This is a genomic window from Ancylobacter polymorphus (assembly GCF_030813495.1).
Lineage (GTDB): Bacteria > Pseudomonadota > Alphaproteobacteria > Rhizobiales > Xanthobacteraceae > Ancylobacter > Ancylobacter polymorphus.
On sequence record NZ_JAUSUI010000001.1, the window covers coordinates 274823 to 296476 of the forward strand.

The window sequence follows — 21654 nt, forward strand, 5'->3', positions numbered from 1 at the left end:
TCAAAGCGTTTCCGAGCGTCGGTCGTGCCGCTGCATCCAGCGGATCAGCAGTCCCGCCGGGACGATCCAGCCAATGCCCAGCACCACATAGGCGACGAATTGCCCAAGGGCCGGCAGGGTGGTGACGCGCCCCTGCGCCAGCGCCATCGCCGCCAGCGCCCAACCCAGCACCAGAAACACCAGCAGCACGGTGCCGACGAATTTGCGCGAGCGAGCGGAAAGGCCGGGACGAGGGGCGGACATGGGCGGCTCCGGTCTGGACGGTCGGGCGCGAGACAATGAGTCCCGTTGCGCGCGGGCAGCGGCCTCTATATCGCTCGCGACGCCCGGGCGGAAGCGGCCCGGCGCGGGGTGGCCGATGGGGCAGGCGGCCGCCAATGCAGGGAGCGCCCGCTTATGGTTCAGGATCACGTCGCCACCGACGTCCCCCGTCACCTCGCCGTGCCACGCGCCAGCGAACCTTCCGCCGGCGACCGTCTGCGGCCGGTGCGGATCTGGCTCTATTTCGTGGCGGCGCTGGTGGTGCTGATGGTCGTGGTCGGCGGCGCCACACGGCTGACCGAGTCGGGCCTTTCCATTACCGAATGGAAGCCGGTGACCGGCACGCTGCCGCCGCTGAGTGACGCGGCGTGGCAGGCGGAGTTCGACAAATACCGGCAGATTCCGCAATACCAGCAGATCAACCGGGGCATGAGCCTCGCCGAGTTCAAGTACATTTTCTGGTGGGAATGGGGCCATCGCCTGCTCGGCCGCGTCATCGGCTTCGCCTTCCTGCTGCCCTTCATGTTCTTCCTCTGGCGCGGCGTCATCGACCGGCCGCTGCGCTGGAAGCTCGCCGGCCTGTTCGTGCTTGGCGGCCTTCAGGGCGCGGTCGGCTGGTGGATGGTGGCATCCGGCCTGGTCAACCGCGTCGATGTCAGCCAGTACCGGCTGGCGACGCATCTCACCCTCGCCTGCATCATTCTCGCCGCCATCGTCGCGGTCGCGACCCAGCTCAAGCCCGCCCGGGAGAGGCGCGCGTCGCCGGACTGGCTGCGCGGCTATGCGCGCATCCTGTTCGGGGTGGTGGTGCTGCAGATCTTCCTCGGCGGCCTCGTTGCCGGCCTCGACGCCGGTCTGACCTACACCACCTGGCCGCTGATGGACGGGCACCTCGTGCCGCCGCTGGAAAACCTGTTCGTGCAACAGCCGGCGTGGCGGAACCTGTTCGAGAATGTTCTCACCGTGCAGTTCAACCACCGCCTCGTCGCCTATGTGCTGCTGGCGCTGGCCCTCGGCCACTGGCTGAGCGCGCGGCGGATCGGCGGCGCGGTGCGTCAGCGGGCGACGCTGATCCTGCTGCTGGTCTGCGCCCAGGCCGCCCTCGGCATCCTGACCCTGATCCATCAGGTGCCGATCGACATCGCGTTGGCCCACCAGTTCGGCGCCACGCTGGTGCTGATCGCAGTGACGGTAAATCTGGTGCGGCTGCGGCAGGGGGCCTAGGTCTCTATGATATGGATCAAGGAACTATACGTGCCTGAAGATCGGTGATTTGCGTACTACGGCGCCCGCCGAGGGCCCATAAGAAATCATTGGCGGGGGTCGGTGCCCGATCTGCAGAAATAGAAATAGTAGTGGCGGGCCCAGTAATCGGGAGGCGTACACCAGCCACTATCACACCTACAGTATCCACGGGAACCCGAATATCTTTAACTCCAATTGCTGGCGTTGTTACGACGATTTCATCTGAACATTTCGTTCCGTCGCTGCTGTCTGCTTTCAGAAAGCAAATGTTGACTGGGATGTTTGTCGCGGCTGCATTTCCGAGAACGATCGAGATATTGCCATCGGTCTCCATCGGCTTGGATGGTGAATTTGGCTGAAGATCTTTTGAGTCCTGGGCGTGAGCGGCCGTAGAGATCAACTGCTCAAAGTAAGATGTTCTGGCAGGCACCGGCTGATAGCGGGCATCCTGCGCTCCGGTGATCGCATTGGAAATTAACGCTGGCGCCGCTATACCCGCGAAAAGCGCTCCGCGGAGATTCTGCTCTCCCAGAGCGAGCGCGATTCCACCGCCTAATATCGCATAAAGACCAATGGCTATGTAAAAACCAGGGAGCGGAAGGTCTGCAGCAGGATTGGCGACCAATGTGGAGGCGAGCTTCATTAACGTTGGGCACACACCCCCAAAGGCGCCAAAGAAGATAATTGGGTAAGCCATGGGCGCCTCACTGGTTGCATATGGCAATTTAGCAACCATTGAGTTCGGTTCGTCAAGTCGACATATTAGGCTTAACCCCTCTACTCTGCCGCGTTGCGCGGCTTCAGGGGTCGGCGGGCGAGAACTTCCGCGAGGAAGCGGCCGGTATGGCTGCGTTCGGCCTTGGCGATCACTTCCGGCGGCCCGGCCGCCACGATCTCGCCGCCGCCATCGCCGCCTTCCGGGCCGAGGTCGATGACCCAGTCGGCGGTCTTGATGACTTCGAGATTGTGCTCGATCACGACAACCGTGTTGCCCTGCTCGACCAGCTCATGCAGCACTTCCAGCAGCTTCGCCACGTCGTGGAAATGCAGGCCGGTGGTCGGCTCGTCGAGGATGTACAGGGTGCGCCCGGTGGCGCGCTTCGAGAGCTCCTTGGAGAGCTTCACCCGCTGCGCCTCACCGCCCGACAGGGTATTGGCCTGCTGACCGACATGGATATAGCCGAGCCCGACACGGGCGAGCGTTTCCAGCTTGTCGCGCACCGCGGGCACCGCCTTGAAGAACTCCGCGCCTTCGTCGACGGTCATGTCGAGCACGTCGGCGATGGACTTGTTCTTGAAGGTGACTTCCAGCGTCTCGCGGTTGTAGCGCTTGCCCTTGCAGACATCGCAGGTGACGTAGACATCCGGCAGGAAGTGCATCTCGATCTTGATGACGCCGTCACCCTGACACGCCTCGCAGCGCCCACCCTTGACGTTGAACGAGAACCGGCCCGGCCCATAGCCGCGCGCCTTGGCTTCCGGCAGGCCGGAGAACCATTCGCGGATCGGGGTGAAGGCACCGGTATAAGTCGCCGGGTTCGAGCGCGGGGTGCGGCCGATCGGCGACTGGTCGATGTCGATGACCTTGTCGAGGTGCTCCAGCCCTTCCAGCCCGTCATGCGGGGCCGGTGGCTCGGAGGCGCCGTTCAGCCGCCGCGCCACCGCCTTGTACAGCGTGTCGATCAGCAGGGTTGATTTGCCGCCGCCCGAAACGCCGGTGACCGCCGTAAACAAGCCGAGCGGGATCGACGCGGTGACGTTCTTCAGATTGTTGCCGCGTGCATTCACCACCCTCAGCATGCGCTTGGGGTTCGGCTTGCGGCGCTTGGGCACCGGCACGGCCAACTCGCCGGTGAGGTATTTCCCGGTGAGCGAATTCGGGTTGGCGAGGAGTTCCTGCGGCGTGCCCTGCGCCACGATGCGCCCGCCATGCACGCCAGCGCCGGGGCCGACATCGACCACGTAATCGGCGGCGAGGATCGCGTCTTCGTCATGCTCGACGACGATGACCGTATTGCCGAGATCACGCAGCCGCCGCAGCGTGCCGAGCAGGCGCTCATTGTCGCGCTGGTGCAGGCCGATGGACGGCTCGTCCAGCACATAGAGCACGCCGGTGAGGCCCGAACCGATCTGCGAGGCGAGACGGATGCGCTGGCTCTCGCCGCCGGACAGCGTGCCGGAGGCGCGGGCGAGGGTGAGATAATCCAGCCCGACATCGAGCAGGAAGGCGAGACGCTCGCGAATCTCCTTGAGAATGCGCGCGGCGATCTCGTTCTGCTTGTCGCTGAGCTGGCCGGGGAGGGTGGCGAACCATTCCAGCGCATGGCGCACGGAAAGCTCCGCCGCCGCGCCGATATGCCGGCCGGCGATCTTCACCGCCAAGGCTTCGGGCTTCAGCCGGTAGCCGTGGCAGGAGGCGCAGGGCACGGCCGAGAAATACTTGCCGATCTCCTCGCGCGCCCAGTCGCTTTCGGTCTCGCGCCAGCGCCGTTCCAGATTGGTGACGATGCCCTCGAAGGTCTTCAGCGTCTCATAGGCGCGCATGCCGTCATTATAGACGAAGCGGATGGTCTCAGCCTTCGAGCCGTGCAGAATGACGTTGCGTACATTCTCCGGCAGCTCCGCCCAGGGGGTCGTGAGCTTGACGCCGTAATGACGGGCGATCGCTTCCAGCGTCTGGCCGTAATAGGGAGAGGTCGATTTCGCCCACGGCGCGATGGCGCCCTGCTTCAGCGAGCGCGCCGCATCCGGGACGATGAGGTTCGGGTCGGTCTTACTCTCATGGCCCAACCCATCGCAGGTGGGGCAGGCGCCGAATGGATTGTTGAAGGAGAACAGCCGCGGTTCGATCTCGGCGATGGTGAAGCCGGAAACTGGGCACGCAAATTTTTCCGAGAACACGATGCGGCGGGCGTCGCCGCTCTCTTCCTTCTCGTCGGCGAACTCGATCACCGCGATGCCGTCGGCCAGGCCGAGCGCCGTCTCGAACGAATCCGCCAGCCGGCTGGCGATGTCCGGCCGCACGACAAGGCGGTCCACCACCACGTCGATATCATGCTTGAACTTCTTGTCGAGCGACGGCGCATCGGCGATCTCATGGAATTCGCCGTCGATCTTTACCCGCTGGAACCCCTTTTTCTGGAATTCGGCCAGTTCCTTGCGATACTCGCCCTTGCGACCGCGCACCACGGGCGCGAGCAGATAAAGCCGCGTCTTGTCCGGCAGGGCGAGCACCCGATCGACCATCTGGCTGACGGTCTGGCTTTCGATCGGCAGTCCGGTGGCCGGCGAATAGGGCACGCCCACGCGCGCCCAGAGCAGGCGCATATAGTCATAGATCTCGGTGACGGTGCCGACCGTCGAGCGCGGATTTTTCGAGGTGGTCTTCTGCTCGATGGAAATGGCCGGCGAGAGGCCGTCGATCTGGTCCACATCCGGTTTCTGCATCATCTCCAGAAACTGGCGCGCATAGGCCGAGAGGCTCTCGACATAGCGGCGCTGACCCTCGGCATAGATGGTGTCGAAAGCCAGAGACGACTTGCCCGACCCGGACAGGCCGGTGAACACCACCAGGCTGTCGCGCGGGATTTCGAGATCGACATTTTTGAGGTTGTGCTCGCGCGCGCCCCGGATCGCAATCGTGCGGGCATCGCGGCGCGGGAGGTCCACGCGGTCCTTCATTCCGAACTCTTCTCGCCGGTTTCTACGGGCAGCTACGCCGAACAACAGATTTTGCAGGGCGGCGCTTTACGGCGACGAGGCCCGCCCGGCGAAGGGATCAGCCCCCGACGCCGTGCACCGCTGCCAGACCCGCCGCGACAGCAAGTGCGCCGGCTACGGCCAGAAAGGCGCGGCGGATCAACGCCTGGCGGGCCTCTTCGGCACGGAAGGCGATGGCACGGGCGCGCGGGCGATGGCGCATCTGGGTCATGATGGGGACAGGCTCCCTTTTAGAACACAGGGTAAACATAGTCCGGCGCGCGCGCTTCGCAATGTCGACTCAGCACTCTTGCGGCAGCTTAGACACAATGCTAGGAACAGAACAAGAACAATGTTCCTGGGCGATGTTCCGCGGCGCCGTTTGGGCGCAAAGCGGTGGACAAGCACGGGGCCGAGGCGCGCGGCCGGGCGCCGGCTGGTCTACTATGCGTTCCCTTTCACGAGCGCGCGCCAGAGCGGGCGTCCGGCAGTTTCGGAGGACAAGATGGCGGGCAGCGTCAACAAGGTGATCCTGATCGGCAATCTCGGCCGCGACCCCGAAGTGCGGACGTTCCAGAATGGCGGGCGTGTGTGCAATCTGCGCATCGCGACCTCGGAAACGTGGCGCGACAAGGCCTCAGGCGAGCGCAAGGAGCGCACCGAGTGGCACAGCGTGGTGATTTTCAACGAGAACCTGCTGCGGGTTGCGGAGCAGTATCTGCGCAAGGGTTCCAAGGTCTATATTGAAGGCCAGATCGAGACCCGCAAGGCCACCGACCAGAATGGCGGCGAGCGCTATTTCACCGAAATCGTGCTGCGGCCGTTCCGGGGCGAACTCACCATTCTCGACAGCCGCGGCGGTGGGACCGAAGGCGGCGGCGGAGACGATTACAGCGCCGGGAGCAGCGATTTCGGTTCGGGCGGCAGCTATGGTGGCGGTTCGGGTGGCGGGCGTTCCTTTGGTGGCGAGCGTCGCCCGGCACCCGCGAGCGGATCGGGCGGCGGCAAGTTTGGCGGTGGGCCCGCTGGTGGCTCCGGCGGCGATCTCGACGACGAAATTCCGTTCTGAGGCAGGGCCACCGCGCTGACGCCGGGCAAAGCGGCTCACCCTTCAGCGTTCACGGCGATTGGCGCGGACGGAATTGCCGTCTCGCGGCTTGTGGAGGCCGGCGGGGTCGACGCCAGGGTGCGAGGCTGTGCCCGAGGCCCGGCCGGCTTCAGGTGAGGAACGACGCCCGGATACCGTCGATCACGAACTGCACCGCTAGCGCGGTCAGCACCACGCCCAGCAGGCGCGAAAGAATGGCATTGCCGGTGATGCCGAGCAGCCTGTCCATCCGACGGGCCGCGAGGAAGACGGCGAGGCAGCTTGCGATCACAAGCGCGGTGATGGCGAACAGTGCCACCAGCCGTGCCGGGTCGCCATGCGCCTCACCGGCCAGCAGCAGCATGGCGGTGATGGCGCCGGGCCCGGCCATTAGCGGGATGGCGAGCGGGAACACGGCAAGGGTGCGCAGCAGTTTTTCCCGTTGCGCGACCTCCGATGCGTCGAATTTGCGCTCGGTCCGCCGCCCGAACACCATCTCGAAAGAGATCGCGAACAGCAGCAGCCCGCCGGCGATGCGGAAGGCGGGCAGGGTGATGCCCAGCGCGGCCAGAAGCGGGGCGCCGACAAGGCCGAACGTGACCAGTATCGCCAGCGCGATGGCGGCCGAACGAAACGCCACCAGCCGACGCTCCGCCGCCGTCAGGTCCGGTGTCACCGCCAGGAACAGCGGCGCGAGGCCGATCGGGTCGATCACCACCGCCATGGTCACGATGGCCGAGAACATATAGTCGATCACGTCGCCACCTTCCGCCTTCAATCACGGCGCCCCCGCCAACGGTAGCATTCTATAAGATCGTCCCCGCGCGGGCCTGCCAAGGCCTCTCAGAGGACACCGCTCGGCCGGGCGCGGCGCCACGGTTTGAACACCTTCGCGCGGGGCTGTGGAATTGGGGCTGTAAGCCTTTGGCAAGTCACGTGTTTTGGCGTCGGTGAAAAAGCGGTCGCACTGGCATTTCCGGGCGGAATGGTCTAAACAGGCACACACGTTCCGCAACCACGGAAAGACGATTCCTTGTCCGATTCCGACACGTTCAACCCGGAGGGCGGCGGCCCTTCGGATATCCGGCCCGTCTCGATCACCGAGGAGCTGTCCCGCAGCTATCTCGACTATGCGATGAGCGTCATCGTCTCGCGCGCGCTTCCCGATGTGCGCGACGGTCTGAAGCCGGTGCATCGCCGCATTCTGTTCTCCATGCGCGAGAACAACTACACGCCCGAGCGCCCCTACAATAAATCCGCGCGCGTGACGGGCGACACGATGGGTAAGTACCATCCGCACGGCAACCAGGCGATTTATGACGCGCTGGTGCGTCTGGCGCAGGATTTCTCCATGCGCCTGCCCCTGATCGACGGCCAGGGCAATTTCGGTTCCGTTGATGGCGACCCGCCGGCGGCCGAGCGCTACACCGAGGTGCGCCTCGCCAAGCCGGCGATGAACCTGCTGGACGATCTCGACAAGGACACGGTCGATTTCCAGGACAATTACGACGGCCGCGAGCAGGAGCCGACCGTCCTGCCGGCCCGCTTCCCCAATCTTCTGGTCAACGGCGCCGGCGGCATCGCGGTCGGCATGGCGACCAACATCCCCCCGCATAATCTCGGCGAGGTTGTGGATGCGTGCGTCGCGCTGATCGACGATCCCTCGCTCGATGTGGAGCGGTTGCTCGACTATATTCAGGGTCCGGACTTCCCGACGGGCGCGCTCATTCTCGGACGCAGCGGCATAAGGCAAGCCTATCTCACCGGTCGCGGCTCCATCGTCATGCGGTCGCGCGCGACGATCGAGGAAATCCGCAAGGACCGTGACGCCATCATCGTCACCGAAATTCCCTATCAGGTGAACAAGGCGACGATGATCGAGCGCATCGCCGAGCTGGTGCGCGAGAAACGGCTGGAGGGCATCGCCGAAATTCGCGATGAATCCTCCCGCGAAGGCATGCGGGTGGTGTTCGAGGTCAAGCGCGACGCCCAGGCGGATGTCGTGCTGAACAATCTCTACCGCATGACCGCGCTGCAGACGTCCTTCGGCGCCAATATGGTGGCGCTGAACGGCGGCAAGCCGGCGTTGATGAACCTGCTTGACCTGCTGACCGCCTTCGTCGCCTTCCGCGAGGACGTGGTGAGCCGGCGGACCAAGTTCCTGCTGCGCAAGGCCCGCGACCGTGCACATGTGCTGGTCGGCCTCGCCATCGCCGTCGCCAATATCGACGAGATCATCCATACGATCCGCACCTCGCCCGATCCCGCGTCGGCCCGCGAAGCACTGATGACGCGGCATTGGCCGGCGATGGATGTCGCCCCGCTGATCGCGCTGATCGACGATCCCCGCCACCGTCTCGCCGAGGACGGCACCTACCGCCTCTCCGCCGAACAGGCGCGCGCCATTCTCGATCTGCGCCTGCAGCGCCTCACCGCGCTGGGTCGGGACGAGGTGGCGGACGAACTCGATAAGATCGCGGTGGAGATCCGGGAGTATCTCGACATCCTCGCCAGCCGCGAGCGTATCCGCGGCATCGTCAAGGACGAGTTGCTGGCCGTGAAGGCGGAATTCGGCACGCCGCGCAAGACCGAGATCACCGAAGCCGAGGGCGATTTCGAGGACGAAGATCTGATCGCCCGCGAGGACATGGTCGTCACGGTTTCCCATGCCGGCTATGTCAAGCGTGTGCCGCTGTCGACCTATCGCGCGCAGCGGCGCGGCGGCAAGGGCCGCTCGGCGATGCAGACCAAGGACGAAGATTTCGTCACCCGTCTCTTCGTCGCCTCGACCCATGCGCCTGTACTGTTCTTCTCGTCAAAGGGGCAGGTTTACAAGCTGAAGGTCTGGCGCCTGCCGATGTCGGCGCCGCAGTCGCGCGGCAAGGCGCTGGTGAACATTCTGCCGCTCACCGAAGGCGAGCGCATCACCTCGATCATGGCTCTGCCGGACGAGGAGGCGTGGAGCCGGCTTCAGATCATGTTCGCGACCAATTCCGGCACGGTGCGGCGCAATGAGCTGTCCGACTTCACCAATGTGAACCGCAACGGCAAGATTGCGATGAAGCTGGAAGTCGGCGAGTCCATCGCTGGCGTGCAGCTCTGCACCGAGGCCGACGACGTGCTGCTGACCAGCGCCAACGGCCAGTGCATCCGCTTTCCCGTCACCGAGGTTCGTGTCTTCAAGGGACGCGATTCCATGGGCGTGCGCGGCATCCAGCTGGACGAGGGTGATCGGCTCATTTCCATGGCCATCATTCGCCATGTCGAGGCGACGGCGGAAGAGCGTGCCGCCTATATCAAGCTCGCCAACGCCATCCGCCGCAGCCAGAACGGCGTGGAGGCCAATGGCGAGGAGGGCGAGATCGTTGAGGCCGAGATCGTCGAGCCAGACGCGGAAGAAGCGGGCGCCGGGCCGGCGGATATCGACCAGGCGCGCTACGTCGCCATGGGTGCGGCCGAGCAGTTCATTCTAACCCTCTCGGAGAATGGCTACGGCAAGCGCACCTCGTCCTACGAGTACCGGACCACGCGGCGTGGCGGTAAGGGCATCGTCGCCATGGCGGTCAATGACCGCAACGGCCCGCTGGTTGCCTCCTTCCCGGTGGAGGATGCCGACCAGATCATGCTGGTCACCGATGGCGGTCAGCTCATCCGCTGCCCGGTGAACGGCATTCGCACCGTGGGGCGTGGCAGCCAAGGCGTGATCGTGTTCGACACGGCCGAGGACGAGAAGGTCGTCTCGGTCGAGCGTGTCACCGAGGAAGAGGGCGACGAGGCGCTGGGCGGCGAGGCGGCGGGCGAAGACGTGACGGCCTGAGCCAAATGCCATGATGACAACACGGAACGGCGCCAGAAGGCGCCGTTCCTGTCTTTATTCCTCGCATCGTGCCCTTCACGAGTGTCATCGCCAATGCGACTCCTTTTCCTCCTTCTCGCGCTTGCCCTCGTGGCGACCGGCGGTGGAGCCGCGCGCGCCGACGGCGTCGGCTTTCGGCGGCTGAGCCTCACCGACATGCCGGAGCGCCCGCTGGAGGCGGCGGTCTGGTATCCGACATCGGCATCGGGCCCGCAGACGTTGATCGGCGACAATGCCGCCTTGGTGGGCGAATCCGTCATCGTCAACGCAGCCCCGGCAGCCGGCCGCCACCGTCTTGTGGTGCTCTCGCATGGCTTTGGCGGCAATTTCGGCAATCAGGCGTGGCTGGCGGTGGTGCTCGCGCGGCACGGCTATGTCGTCGCGGCGGTCAATCATCCCGGCACCACCAGCCGAAACCTCAAGCCCGATACCGGCGCACGACTGTGGGAACGGCCGCGCGATCTGTCCCGGCTGATCGACAAGATCACCCGCGATCCCGCCTTCGGCGCGGACGCCGACAAGGTTGGCGTCGTCGGCCATTCTCTCGGTGGGTGGACGGCGGTGGCGCTGGCCGGCGGACGTTTCGATCCGGCCCGTTTCACGGCGGACTGCGACGTTCATGCCCAGCTCGCGGCCTGCGAGATATTTGGCCGGCTTGAGGCGGGAAGCACGCCCGAGGCGCGCGCGCGGCTGGCCGGTGATCTCGCCGACCGACGGGTCGGCGCGGCGGTCGCGCTCGATCTCGGCCTGGCGCGCGGCTTCACGCCGGAAAGCCTCGCCGGCCTGAAGGTGCCCGTGCTGGTGATGTCGGCAGGCGAGGGCGACGCGCAGGTGCCCGCGGCCCTGGAGTCGCGCTATCTCGCCGCGCATCTGCCTTTCGGCTTGGAACGCTATATCGCCTTGGCCGGCGCGACGCATTTCACCTTCCTGCCCTTGTGCAAGCCGGGGGCGGTCGCGTTGCTGGAGGCGGAAAAGCGCGGCGACGGCCCGATCTGCCATAACGGCACCGCTGCGGAGGGGCGCGCTGCTCTCCACGCGCAGGCGGCCGACGCCGTACTGCACTTTCTGGATAGCGAACTCGGTGCGCCCTGACCGTAGGCGACACCGCGACCGGCGGGCGGGGTCGGAAGCGCCGCGGCTTGCGTCCGAGCCGCGAGACCGCTAAACCCTTGCCGCGCACGAGAGGCCCAAGATGAGCGCCATGCGCACCGCCTTCTATCCCGGCTCCTTCGACCCGCCGACCAACGGCCATGTCGAAGTCGCGCGTGCCGCCGCGCGGCTGGTGGACCGGCTGGTGGTGGGCGTTGGCATCCATCCCGGCAAGACGCCACTCTTCGCGCCGGCCGAGAGGCTGGAGATGTTGAGCGAGGTGTTCGCGCCCATCGCCCGCGAGGAGGGCGCCCGGCTCGACTGCGTCACCTTCGATAATCTGGTGGTCGATGCCGCCGAGGCCCATGGCGCGAGCCTGCTCATCCGCGGCCTGCGCGACGGCACCGATCTCGACTATGAAATGCAGATGGCCGGAATGAACGCGACGCTGAAGCCCAGCGTGCAGACCGTTTTCCTGCCGGCCTCCCCCATTGCCCGCCCCATCACCGCCACGCTGGTGCGGCAGATCGCGGCTATGGGCGGGGATGTTTCCGCCTTTGTGCCCGGTCCCGTTCTCGTCCGCCTGCGCGGTCGGTTCGGGCGCGGGGCCTAGCAACGGGCGGTCTTCGCCATCGCTCAACGGAGTTCATGCCCATGATCCGACGCCTTCTCGCTGCCTTCTCCGTCGCCTGCGCGCTGGCCGTGGTCGCCGCCGCTCCGGCCTCGGCACAGGCGCCCAAGCTGCCGCCGAATGTCGACCCGCAGAACGCCATCATCATGCAGACCACCAAGGGCCCGGTGATCTTCGTACTGCGCCCCGACATCGCCCCCCAGCACGCCGAGCGCATCAAGACGCTGGCGCGCGAGGGCTACTATGACAACGTGCCGTTCCATCGCGTCATCGAAGGCTTCATGGCGCAGACGGGCGATGGCCAGTATGGCAACGGCACCGGCGGCTCGCGCTATCCGAACCTTCCGGCCGAGTTCTCCAACGTGCCCTTCAAGCGCGGCACGGTCGGCATGGCACGCGCCTCCAGCCCGAACAGTGCCAACTCGCAGTTCTTCATCACCTTCGGCGATGCGTCCTTCCTCAACGGCCAGTACACCGTGGTCGGCCAGGTCGTGTCCGGCATGGAGAACGTCGACAAGCTCAAGCGCGGCGAGCCGGTGCAGAACCCCGACAAGATCATCTCGATGAAGGTGGCTGCGGACGTCAAGTGACGCCGCCAACCTTCCAATAAAGGAGAGACCAATGACCGACACCGCTGAAACCACGCTGCTGCTCGAAACGACGCAGGGGCCGGTCAAGATCCGCTTCCGCCCGGACCTCGCGCCCGGCCATGTCGCGCGTATCAGCGAGCTCGCCAAGCAGGGCTTCTACGACGGCGTGGTCTTCCACCGCGTCATTGACGGCTTCATGGCCCAGACCGGCGATCCCACCGGCACAGGCCGCGGCGGCTCGGGCAAGAATCTGAAGGCTGAATTCAACAAGGGACGCCATGTGCGCGGCACCGCCTCCATGGCCCGCGCCCAGCACCCGGATTCCGCCGACAGCCAGTTCTTCATCTGCTTCGCCGATGCCGGCTTCCTCGATGGCCAGTACACCGTGTGGGGCGAGGTGATCGAAGGCATGGAGAATGTCGACAAGATCAAGCGCGGCGAGCCGGTGCAGAACCCGGACAAGATCGTCAAGGCGACCGTTTCCGCCTGATCACCGCGACGTTGAGGCATGATGCTGTCCCGGATGCGCGTGAGCGCGTCCGGGATCGCCTTTTGTAAGAGCCGGGCCTTCCATGCGTGTCGACCTGTTCGATTTCGATCTGCCACCCGAGTGCATCGCGCTCCGGCCAGTCTCGCCGCGCGATGCGGCGCGGCTGCTCGTTGTGCGCGCCGGTGCGGACCCGGAACTGACCGACGCGCAGGTGCGTGATCTGCCGGAACTGCTGTCACCCGGCGACGCGCTGGTCGTCAACGATACGCGCGTGCTGCCGGCACGGCTCGACGGCATCCGCCGCCGTGCCACCTCGCAGGGCGAAGGGGTGCAGGTCGAAGCCATGCTGCATAAGCGGCTCGGCCCGGACAGCTGGCTTGCGCTGGCCCGTCCCGGCAAGCGGCTGGCGCCCGGCGACACGATCGAATTCGCCTCTCCCGAGGGTGAAGCCACGCTCGCCGCGCGCATCGAGGCGAAAGGCGAGGGGGGTGAGGTCACGCTGCGCTTCGCGGCCGCCGGTCCGGCGCTCGATGCCGCCATCGCCGCCATCGGCCATATCCCGCTGCCGCCCTATATTGCCGCCAAGCGTGCCGACGATGCGCGGGACCGGGCCGATTACCAGACCATGTTCGCCGCGCATGAGGGTTCGGTCGCGGCGCCGACAGCAGGGCTGCACTTCACCCCCGAGTTGATCGAGCGGCTGGCCGCGCGGGGCGTTGAGACCCATCGCGTCACCCTGCATGTCGGCGCCGGGACCTTTCTCCCTGTCAAGGCCGACGACACGGCTGACCATCGGATGCATGCCGAATGGGGCGAGGTTTCTCCCGAAACCGCGGCCGCGCTGAACGCGCTGCGGGCGCGAGGCGGCAAGGTCGTCACCGTCGGCACCACGGCCACCCGCCTGATCGAGAGCGCCGCCTCGCAAGAGGGACTTCTCCGCGCCTGGCGCGGTGAAACGGATATCTTCATCACCCCCGGCACGCACTTCCGCTTCATCGACGGCATGCTGACCAATTTCCACCTGCCGCGTTCGACGCTGGTCATGCTGGTGGCGGCGTTCATCGGTCATGAGACCCAGAAGCGCGCCTATGCCCACGCCATCGCCAGCGGCTACCGCTTCTATTCCTATGGCGATGCCTGCCTTTTGCTGCCACAAGCCCGGCCATGAACAGTTCCGATCATTCCCTGCCGACCGATTTTCATTATCGCCTGCACGCGACCGATGGCGCCGCCCGGCTCGGCGAGGTGGTGACGCCGCGCGGCGTGGTGCGCACGCCCGCCTTCATGCCGGTGGGGACCGCCGGTACCGTGAAGGGTATGTATCCTGGGCAGGTGCGCGAGCTCGGTGCCGACATCCTGCTCGGCAATACCTATCACCTGATGCTGCGCCCCGGCGCCGAACGCGTGGACCGGCTCGGCGGGCTGCATCAGATGATGCGCTGGCCGCATCCTATCCTCACCGATTCCGGCGGCTTCCAGGTCATGTCGCTGGCAGGCCTGCGGAAGATGAGCGAGAAGGGCGTCACCTTCCGCTCGCATATCGACGGCGCCTATCACGAGCTGACGCCCGAGCGTTCCATCGAAATCCAGGGGCTGCTGGGTGCCGATATCCAGATGCAGCTGGATGAGTGCGTGCGCCTTCCGGCACCGAAGGATGAGATTGCCCGCGCCCTGCGCCTGTCGCTGCGCTGGGCGGAGCGCTCGAAGAGGGCGTTCGAGGCGCAACCGAAAGGCCGCGCGCTGTTCGGCATCGTGCAGGGCGGCGACGACACGGAGTTGCGGATCGAATCGGCGCGGGGCCTCATCGACATCGACTTCCCCGGCTATTCCATCGGTGGTCTTGCGGTCGGCGAGCCACAGGACGTGATGCTGGCGATGCTAGAGGTGGTGACGCCCATCCTGCCGGCGGAAAAGCCGCGCTATCTCATGGGCGTCGGCACGCCGGACGACATCATCGAAAGCGTGGCGCGCGGCGTCGACATGTTCGATTGCGTGATGCCGACCCGCGCCGGTCGGCACGCGCAGGCCTTCACCCGTTTCGGCAAGATCAACCTGAAGAACGCCCGCCACGCCGAGGACCCTCGCCCGCTCGACGAGGAAAGCGACTGCCCGGCGGCGCGTGACTATTCGCGCGCCTATTTGCATCACCTCGTGCGCTGCGACGAGATGCTGGGCTCCATGCTGCTCACCTGGGTGAACCTCGCCTATTACCAGAGCCTGATGGCCGGCATCCGCGCTGCCATCGCCGAAGGACGCTTCGACGCGTTCAAGGCCGAGGTGAAGGAGCGGTGGGCCCGCGGCGATATTCCGGCGCGCTGACGGCACTCAGCGATCAGCACAGGCGACCGGAACGTGCTCAGCCAACAGGCGAGGGCCCCGATGGGATTCCGAAGAGTCACCCCGGCACAAAGTCTTGGCTAGGCCGGGATGACTTGGCTGCAAGCGCTCGATGACCGTGATCAGGCCAGCTTGGCTGCGATGGTGGCAACGTGCTTGCCCTGAAAACGGGCGCCGGCCAGTTCGACTTCGGAAGGCTGACGCGAACCATCGCCATTGGCGATCGTCGACGCGCCGTAGGGTGAGCCGCCCTTGATCTCGTCAACACCCATCTGGCCCTGGAAGGCGTAGGGCAGCCCGACGACCACCATGCCATGGTGCAGCAGGGTCGGCACGAAGCCGAGAATGGTCGATTCCTGTCCACCGTGCTGGGTGGCGGAGGAGGTGAACACCGAGCCGACCTTGCCCACGAGCGCGCCGGTGAACCACAGCCCGCCGGTCTGGTCGATAAAGCTGCGCATCTGCGAGGCGACCGTGCCGAAGCGGGTCGGGGCGCCGAAGATGATGGCGTCGTAGTCCTTCAGTTCGTCCACCGTGGCGACCGGCGCCTTCTGGTCGAGCTTGAAGTGGTTCTGCCGGGCGATCTCCTCCGGCACCGTCTCCGGCACCCGCTTCACAACCGCCTCGGCGCCCGCCTCACGAACGCCTTCGGCAACGGCTTCCGCCATCGTCTCGATATGACCGTAGGTCGAATAATACAGCACCAGAACTTTGGCCATGTGTCTGCTCCTTGCCCCAGGGAGGGCCGGTGGCCCACCCGAATGTCATGCCTGCAAGCTAATGGCGCCAAAGCCGCACCGGAAGCGGCATGATCGACGTGGTGTTCTTGCGCGCGTGCAATATGAAACATTTGGCACCCCCATCAGGCTCTTGATAGGTGGGGCCGCGACGCGCCGTCCGCTTGCCTTCGCGGTGCGAAACCCTTAATCCCCCTTTTCGTGGGGGCCCGTAGCTCAGCTGGTTAGAGCGCGTGACTTTTAATCATGAGGTCCTGGGTTCGAGTCCCAGCGGGCTCACCACGCGCAAAGGCATATTCTGGAAGCCGTTTCCGTAGCAGGAGTTGAGATGTCCTACGCACCGTTTCTCCCGGCCTCGGTTTTCGCTCTTGCCCTGGTGGCGGCGCAGCCGGCTCTCGCGGCTAGCGCCTTCGAGTGCCCGAAGAGCACGCTCGAAGCCGCGCAGGCGGCGACGATCAAGTCCGTGCTGCCCTCGGGCGATGGGCTCGACAAGCCGGAGGCGCTGGATGCGGCGGTGGATGGTCTGCGCGCCGCCGGCTTTTCGTCCGGCCTGATCATCGACGGCGTCATTTCGGCCTATTGCCCTGCCGTGGCTGCGAAATCCGGCCTTTCCGACGCCCAGAAGACACAAGCTGTGGCGAGCTTCGCCTCGCGGGTCGTGCGCACCGTCTATTCGCTCGACAGCGCCGACGCGGTGATTCTCGACGTTCCCTTCCCGCCGGAAATCCTCAGCGCCATCAACACCAAGGCTGCGGCGGCGAAGATCTCGCCGGATGCCTTCGTGCGCCAGGCGGTCGACGCCGCTCTCAAGTAAGCCCTTGCGCCGGCTCTCTTTTCGGGAGCCGGCGATCTAGTTTCCGGTCAGGCTTTCCAGCCGCGCGATGACGGTCTGGTGGAACTGGTCCATCGAGTCGATGCTCGTATGGTCGATGCCCGGCTGGCCGGAAAGGTCAATGTTTTCAAGGTCCCCGGTATAGCCCGGCGACGCCTCGACCGGCTCGCCGAAGCCGTCGGCGGCCCAGAAATTGATCAGAATCGCGACATTCTCCGGCACCGGAGCGGGGTCGGTGGCGTCGAACGTCACCGCGAGATCGACCGAAATCCCCTGAGACTGCAACGCGTTAGCGACATTTATGACAGCGTTGGCGCCCAGCGAATGGCCGATGAGAATCGTCGGTCCCTCATGGCCCTCGACCTCCCGCCGCTCGATCAGCGCGATCACCTGCTGCGCCTCGTCCCAGCCATAGAGCTCGGCATGGTAGCCCTGCGCCACCAATTCCTGCGCCAGCGCGTCAAGTCCTTGCGAGAACACGCCAAACAGCCCGCGCAGGAGATAGACGTGGGTGTCGGCGCGCGGCGGCAGCGGCGCGGCGGCGCTCTGGCCGTGATGCGGCGCCTGCGCCGAATTGGCGTGACCGGTGAGTGCGGTGAGGTGGACAGTGAGGCCGACGAGGCCGGTGAGCGTGAACAGGCGGCGCGTCAGCTTCATGGGCAATCTCCGGGGCGGAACCAGCGCCGCTAGATAGCCGTCCCTCCGGCGGGATGACCATCCCCCTCGCGCTCCGCCGGCGTCTCCCGCTTGCGAATCTGAAAGCTCAGGATGTCACCCTGCCGCTCCTGCGCCACCAGCTCATGGCCGTCCTGGCGCACGAGATGGGGAATGTCGATGGCGGCCATCGGGTCGGTACATTCCACGACGATCACGGCCCCCACTTGCACGCGGGCCAGCGCCCGGCGCGTGTGCAGCGCCGGCAGCGGGCATTTCAACCCTTTGAGGTCGAGCCGGAGCGGGGGCTCATCGGGAATGCGGGCAGCCATGGCGCGCGGGTTACGCCGGGACGGCGCGGGAGGCAAGCGCTTCCGCCGCCGGCGGCCCGGCGCAAGCGTGATCGGCCTAAGCTCCTTGGCGACTTGACGCCGGACCCGCGAGGGCCGAAGTGCTTTTGGCGAGGTGCGGGGAGGCGAGCATGCGGCTGATCGGATTCGCGGGTTGGAGCGGGGCGGGCAAGACGACGCTGCTGGCGCGGCTCATTCCCGTACTGGTCGGGCGCGGACACCGCGTCTCCACGGTGAAGCACGCGCACCATAATTTCGATGTCGACAAGCCGGGCAAGGATTCGCACACCCACCGCACCGTGGGCGCGAGCGAGGTGCTGATTTCCTCGGCCAATCGCTGGGCGCTGATGCATGAGTTGCGCGGCGCGCCGGAGCCCGACCTGCCGGAACTCGTCGCCCGCCTCTCGCCGGTCGATCTCGTGCTGGTGGAAGGCTTCAAGCAAGACCACCATCCCAAGATCGAGGTCCATCGCGCCGAACTCGGCAAGAAGCTGCTTTATCCCGACGATCCGTTCATCGTCGGCGTCGCCTCCGACCGGGCGGTGCCGGGCTGCCCGCGCCCTGTGATCGCCCTCGACGATATCGAGGCCATTGCCGATTTCGCCGACCAGCACGCCGCGCCGGTCGATTCCATCGCCTGGCGCCCGGCAGCTCACAGCGCGGGATAGGCGGCGAGCAGGCGCTCGGCGGCGAGAAGGTCGTCGGGCGTGTTGAGGTTGAGGAACGGGTCGAGGGGCGTTGCTGGCCATTCCACCGGCACGGCGCCCATGCCACGCACCCAGCGCATCACCCGCCGCTCGTCCTCCTCCACCAGCAGGCGGCGCAGCAGGACGCGCGCCGCCACCGGCCACAGCCCGACCACCGGGTGCTCGCGGCCACCGGAGACGGCATAGGCCGCCCCCGCTTCCCCGGCGGCCGCCGCCAGACGGGCAACGAGATCGCGGGGCAGGAACGGGCAGTCGCTCGGCACGGTGAGCAGGTGGCGCGCCCCCGGCAGATCGCGCGCGACATGGTCGAGGCCGGCGAGAAGGCCGGCGAGCGGGCCGGGATGACCGGGCAGGGTGTCCGCCACCACAGGCAGGTCGAGCCCGAAGCGCGCCGCCGGACCATTGGCATTGAGCAGCAGCGGCGATACCTGCGGCGCGAGCCGGGCGGCGATGCGCGCCAGCACCGTTTCGCCGCCCAGCCGCTTCAGCCCCTTGTCGCCGCCGCCCATGCGGCGCGACAGTCCGCCGGCGAGGATCAGCCCGGCGGGTCGCGCCGCTTCGCTCATGCGGTCGGCCGGGTGAGCAGATAGGCGCTGGTGCCGATGAAAATAGCGGCGATGATTGCCAGCACCGGCACGGAAAGGCCGATCACGACAAGCAGCACGAAGCTGCCGGCCATGCTGCCGGTGGCGACAAGCTGCGCCCAGCGCGGCACCACCCCATTCGCCCGCCACGCCACGACGGAGGGGCCGAGGCGCGGATGGGTGAGCAGCCAGCGCTCGAAACGCGGCGAGGACCGGGTGAACAGCCAGGCGGCGAGGATGAGAAACACCGTGCCGGGCATGACCGGGGTGACGAGCCCGACGATGCCCAGCCCGACGCAGACCCAGGCGAGGGCGAACATCGCCCAGCGCAGGGGCGCCGTGAGGGAGGAGCTTTTTCGTTCCGGGCCGGTCATCGCGCCGTGCATCACCGCATCGCCTTGTTCGCCGCGCCCCCGCGTTTAGCCCGCGCTCAGCAGCTTCACCGCCACGTCACGCTCGAACACATGTAGCAACAGCCGCAGGACCGCGCCACGCGGGCCCCGAAGATCAGAATCGTTCTTGACGATCTCCAGCGCCTCGGCCCGCGCCGCGACGAGAAGATCGCCATGCACGTCGAGCCGCGCCAGCTTGAAGCCGGGAAAGCCGCTCTGCCGCGTGCCGAGAACGTCGCCCTCGCCGCGCAGCTTCAGATCCTGCTCGGCGAGGAAGAAGCCGTCCTCGGAGGAGCGCAGTGCCTCCAGCCGCTGGCGGGCGATCTCCCCCAGCGGGCGGCGGTAGAGCAGCACGCAGGTGGAAGCTTCCGAACCGCGCCCGACCCGGCCGCGCAGCTGATGAAGCTGCGCGAGGCCGAAACGTTCCGCATGTTCGATCACGATGATGCTGGCCTCGGGCACATCGACGCCGACCTCGACCACGGTGGTGGCGACGAGAAGCTGCGTCTCCCCAGCGGCGAAAGCGGCCATGGCGGCGTCCTTCTCCGCCCCCTTCATCTTGCCATGGACGAGGCCGACACGGGCGCCAAAATGCGCCGCGAGATCGGCAAAGCGCGCCTCGGCGGCGGCGAGGTCGGAGGTCTCCGATTCCTCCACCAGCGGGCAGATCCAGTAGGCGCGGCGTCCTTCCGCCAGCGCGCGGCCCAGCCGGGCGACGATCTCGTCGATACGGTCGGAAGGAATGGCGCGGGTGTCGATGGGCTGGCGGCCGGCCGGCTTCTCCCGCAATTCGCTGGAATCCATGTCGCCGAAATAGGTCAGCACCAGCGTGCGCGGGATCGGCGTCGCGGTCATGACCAGCACATCCACCGCCTCGCCCTTGGCGGCGAGCGCGAGGCGCTGATGCACGCCGAAGCGGTGCTGCTCGTCGACGATGGCCAGCGCCAGGTCGTGGAAATCCACTCCCTCCTGAAACAGCGCATGGGTGCCGATGACGAGATCGATCTCGCCGGCCCCGAGCCGGGCCAGAAGCTCCGCCCGTCCTCGCCCCTTCTCCCGCCCGGTGAGCAGGGCGACGCGAAGGCCCGCCGCTTCCGCCAGCGGGGCGATGGTCTTCATGTGCTGGCGGGCGAGGATTTCGGTCGGCGCCATCAGCGCCGCCTGCCGGCCGGCCTCGATCACCGTCGCGGCCGCCAGCAGCGCCACCACGGTCTTGCCGGAGCCGACATCGCCCTGCAGCAGGCGCAGCATACGGTCCTCTGACCCGAGATCGGCGCGGATGGCCTTCAGCGCCTCGGTCTGCGATCCCGTGAGGGAAAAGGGCAGGGCACTGAGAATGCGCGCCGAGAGCCGCCCATCCCCCACGCTCCGCCGCCCGGCCTGCTTCACCGTGCTGGCGCGCAGCAAGGCGAGGGCGAGCTGGCCGGCGAGCAGTTCGTCATAGGCGAGTCGCTGCCAGGCGGGGCCCTGCGGGCTCGCATCCAGCGTCTCGCGCGGCTGGTGCAGCTTGCGCAGCGCGTCGAGAAAGCCGATGCCGGGCGGCGTGGCCCGCCATTCCGGCAGCTCCGGCACCTGGTTGAGCGCGGCCTCGACGGCGCGGCGCAGATGACCCTGGCCCAGCCCCTCGACGAGGGGATAGAGCGGCTCGATCGGCGGCAGCTTCGCGAGGCCGGCGGCGTCCACCACCCGGTCGGGGTGAACCATCTGCGCCATGCCGTCGTAGAGCGTGACGGTGCCCGACACCCAGCGCGTCTCGCCCACGGGCAGCAGCCGCTCCATCCAGCTGCGCTCGGCCTTGAAGAAGGCCAGCGTCAGGTCGCCGGTGGCGTCGTGGCCATAGACACGGTAGGGGGCGCGGGAGCCGCGCGGGGTGGGGACATGGCGGTCGACATGGATTTCCACCGTCACCACCGTGTCGGGCACGATTTCCGCCAGAGTCGGGCGGGCGCGGCGGTCGATGGTGGAGGCGGGCAGGTGCAGCAGGAGATCGAGCACGCGCGCGCCTTCCTCCCGCCCGAGCAGGCGGTTGAAGGGCCGGGCAAGCTTCGGGCCGATGCCGGGAAGGCCGGTGATTTCGGCGAAATAGGGATTGAGAAGGTCGGGCCGCATGATG

22 protein-coding genes and 1 tRNA gene are annotated in these 21654 nt (G+C 66.6%); 12 read left to right on the forward strand and 11 right to left on the reverse strand.

Features of this window, described 5'->3' with window-relative positions; translation table 11 throughout:
* The gene (locus J2S75_RS01510) at positions 1 to 243 is read right to left on the reverse strand and encodes a DUF2842 domain-containing protein (protein WP_307017528.1); all 243 of its coding nucleotides are present in this window, start codon (positions 241 to 243) and stop codon (positions 1 to 3) included.
* 153 nt (positions 244 to 396) lie between these two features.
* Between J2S75_RS01510 and J2S75_RS01515 the strand changes: the two genes are divergently transcribed.
* Positions 397 to 1485 carry a COX15/CtaA family protein gene (locus J2S75_RS01515; RefSeq protein WP_307017530.1) on the forward strand — a complete coding sequence of 363 codons (1089 nt, stop codon included), beginning with the start codon at positions 397 to 399 and terminating at the stop codon, positions 1483 to 1485.
* A gap of 16 nt (positions 1486 to 1501) precedes the next feature.
* On the opposite strand, the gene J2S75_RS01520 is transcribed toward J2S75_RS01515, so the two are convergent.
* From J2S75_RS01520 to J2S75_RS01530, 3 genes are all read right to left on the reverse strand, one after another.
* Entirely contained in the window at positions 1502 to 2203 is a 702-nt protein-coding gene (locus tag J2S75_RS01520) for a hypothetical protein (RefSeq protein WP_307017531.1), read from the reverse strand.
* An 80-nt stretch (positions 2204 to 2283) separates the two neighbouring features.
* Positions 2284 to 5187, reverse strand: coding sequence for an excinuclease ABC subunit UvrA (gene uvrA / locus J2S75_RS01525; protein ID WP_307017533.1), 2904 nt, complete (start codon positions 5185 to 5187; stop codon positions 2284 to 2286).
* A 97-nt stretch (positions 5188 to 5284) separates the two neighbouring features.
* Positions 5285 to 5437, reverse strand: coding sequence for a hypothetical protein (locus J2S75_RS01530; RefSeq protein WP_307017535.1), 153 nt, complete (start codon positions 5435 to 5437; stop codon positions 5285 to 5287).
* A gap of 273 nt (positions 5438 to 5710) precedes the next feature.
* Between J2S75_RS01530 and ssb the strand changes: the two genes are divergently transcribed.
* The gene (gene ssb / locus J2S75_RS01535; RefSeq protein ID WP_307018469.1) at positions 5711 to 6274 is read left to right on the forward strand and encodes a single-stranded DNA-binding protein; all 564 of its coding nucleotides are present in this window, start codon (positions 5711 to 5713) and stop codon (positions 6272 to 6274) included.
* 148 nt (positions 6275 to 6422) lie between these two features.
* Here the strand turns inward: ssb and J2S75_RS01540 are convergent, their stop codons facing one another.
* Positions 6423 to 7049: a MarC family protein gene (locus J2S75_RS01540; RefSeq protein WP_307018471.1), complete on the reverse strand. Its 627-nt coding sequence runs from the start codon at positions 7047 to 7049 to the stop codon at positions 6423 to 6425.
* Positions 7050 to 7325: 276 nt separating this feature from the next.
* Between J2S75_RS01540 and gyrA the strand changes: the two genes are divergently transcribed.
* The 7 genes from gyrA (at position 7326) to tgt (ending at position 15267) form a co-directional block, all read left to right on the forward strand.
* Entirely contained in the window at positions 7326 to 10109 is a 2784-nt protein-coding gene (gyrA, locus tag J2S75_RS01545; protein WP_307017537.1) for a DNA gyrase subunit A, read from the forward strand.
* A gap of 93 nt (positions 10110 to 10202) precedes the next feature.
* Complete coding sequence (locus J2S75_RS01550) at positions 10203 to 11240, forward strand: alpha/beta hydrolase family protein (RefSeq protein WP_307017539.1); 1038 nt, start codon at positions 10203 to 10205, stop codon at positions 11238 to 11240.
* Positions 11241 to 11349: 109 nt separating this feature from the next.
* Positions 11350 to 11850, forward strand: coding sequence for a pantetheine-phosphate adenylyltransferase (gene coaD, locus J2S75_RS01555; RefSeq protein ID WP_307018473.1), 501 nt, complete (start codon positions 11350 to 11352; stop codon positions 11848 to 11850).
* Positions 11851 to 11891: 41 nt separating this feature from the next.
* Positions 11892 to 12458 (forward strand): peptidylprolyl isomerase, encoded by a 567-nt coding sequence (locus J2S75_RS01560; protein ID WP_370874067.1) that lies wholly within the window; start codon positions 11892 to 11894, stop codon positions 12456 to 12458.
* A 31-nt stretch (positions 12459 to 12489) separates the two neighbouring features.
* Positions 12490 to 12948, forward strand: coding sequence for a peptidylprolyl isomerase (locus J2S75_RS01565; RefSeq protein WP_244376647.1), 459 nt, complete (start codon positions 12490 to 12492; stop codon positions 12946 to 12948).
* An 82-nt stretch (positions 12949 to 13030) separates the two neighbouring features.
* Complete coding sequence (gene queA / locus J2S75_RS01570; protein WP_307017545.1) at positions 13031 to 14116, forward strand: tRNA preQ1(34) S-adenosylmethionine ribosyltransferase-isomerase QueA; 1086 nt, start codon at positions 13031 to 13033, stop codon at positions 14114 to 14116.
* A complete protein-coding gene (tgt, locus tag J2S75_RS01575; protein ID WP_307017547.1) occupies positions 14113 to 15267 on the forward strand; it encodes a tRNA guanosine(34) transglycosylase Tgt in 1155 nt (384 codons plus the stop codon). The genes queA and tgt overlap by 4 nt, the downstream gene beginning before the upstream one ends.
* A 140-nt stretch (positions 15268 to 15407) precedes the next feature.
* Here tgt and wrbA read toward each other — a convergent pair whose 3' ends face one another.
* On the reverse strand, positions 15408 to 16004 hold the full coding sequence (wrbA, locus tag J2S75_RS01580; protein ID WP_307017549.1) for an NAD(P)H:quinone oxidoreductase type IV: 597 nt from the start codon (positions 16002 to 16004) through the stop codon (positions 15408 to 15410).
* A 223-nt stretch (positions 16005 to 16227) separates the two neighbouring features.
* Between wrbA and J2S75_RS01585 the strand changes: the two genes are divergently transcribed.
* Both J2S75_RS01585 and J2S75_RS01590 read left to right on the forward strand, forming a co-directional pair.
* Positions 16228 to 16304 (forward strand) — tRNA-Lys (locus J2S75_RS01585).
* A gap of 46 nt (positions 16305 to 16350) precedes the next feature.
* Entirely contained in the window at positions 16351 to 16836 is a 486-nt protein-coding gene (locus J2S75_RS01590; RefSeq protein ID WP_307017551.1) for a hypothetical protein, read from the forward strand.
* A gap of 36 nt (positions 16837 to 16872) precedes the next feature.
* On the opposite strand, the gene J2S75_RS01595 is transcribed toward J2S75_RS01590, so the two are convergent.
* A complete protein-coding gene (locus J2S75_RS01595) occupies positions 16873 to 17511 on the reverse strand; it encodes a thioesterase domain-containing protein (RefSeq protein ID WP_307017553.1) in 639 nt (212 codons plus the stop codon).
* A gap of 29 nt (positions 17512 to 17540) precedes the next feature.
* Positions 17541 to 17840: a sulfurtransferase TusA family protein gene (locus J2S75_RS01600; RefSeq protein ID WP_307017555.1), complete on the reverse strand. Its 300-nt coding sequence runs from the start codon at positions 17838 to 17840 to the stop codon at positions 17541 to 17543.
* A gap of 125 nt (positions 17841 to 17965) precedes the next feature.
* Here J2S75_RS01600 and mobB point away from each other — a divergent pair, with 125 nt between their 5' ends.
* On the forward strand, positions 17966 to 18526 hold the full coding sequence (mobB, locus tag J2S75_RS01605; RefSeq protein WP_307018475.1) for a molybdopterin-guanine dinucleotide biosynthesis protein B: 561 nt from the start codon (positions 17966 to 17968) through the stop codon (positions 18524 to 18526).
* On the opposite strand, the gene mobA is transcribed toward mobB, so the two are convergent.
* From mobA to recG, 3 genes are read right to left on the reverse strand one after another with little or no spacing between them, the layout of a single operon-like run.
* Entirely contained in the window at positions 18511 to 19131 is a 621-nt protein-coding gene (mobA, locus tag J2S75_RS01610; RefSeq protein ID WP_307017557.1) for a molybdenum cofactor guanylyltransferase MobA, read from the reverse strand. The genes mobB and mobA overlap by 16 nt on opposite strands.
* Positions 19128 to 19535, reverse strand: coding sequence for a YbaN family protein (locus J2S75_RS01615; protein WP_307017559.1), 408 nt, complete (start codon positions 19533 to 19535; stop codon positions 19128 to 19130). The genes mobA and J2S75_RS01615 overlap by 4 nt, the downstream gene beginning before the upstream one ends.
* A 33-nt stretch (positions 19536 to 19568) precedes the next feature.
* Positions 19569 to 21650, reverse strand: coding sequence for an ATP-dependent DNA helicase RecG (gene recG, locus J2S75_RS01620; RefSeq protein ID WP_307017561.1), 2082 nt, complete (start codon positions 21648 to 21650; stop codon positions 19569 to 19571).
* Positions 21651 to 21654: the final 4 nt, after the last annotated feature.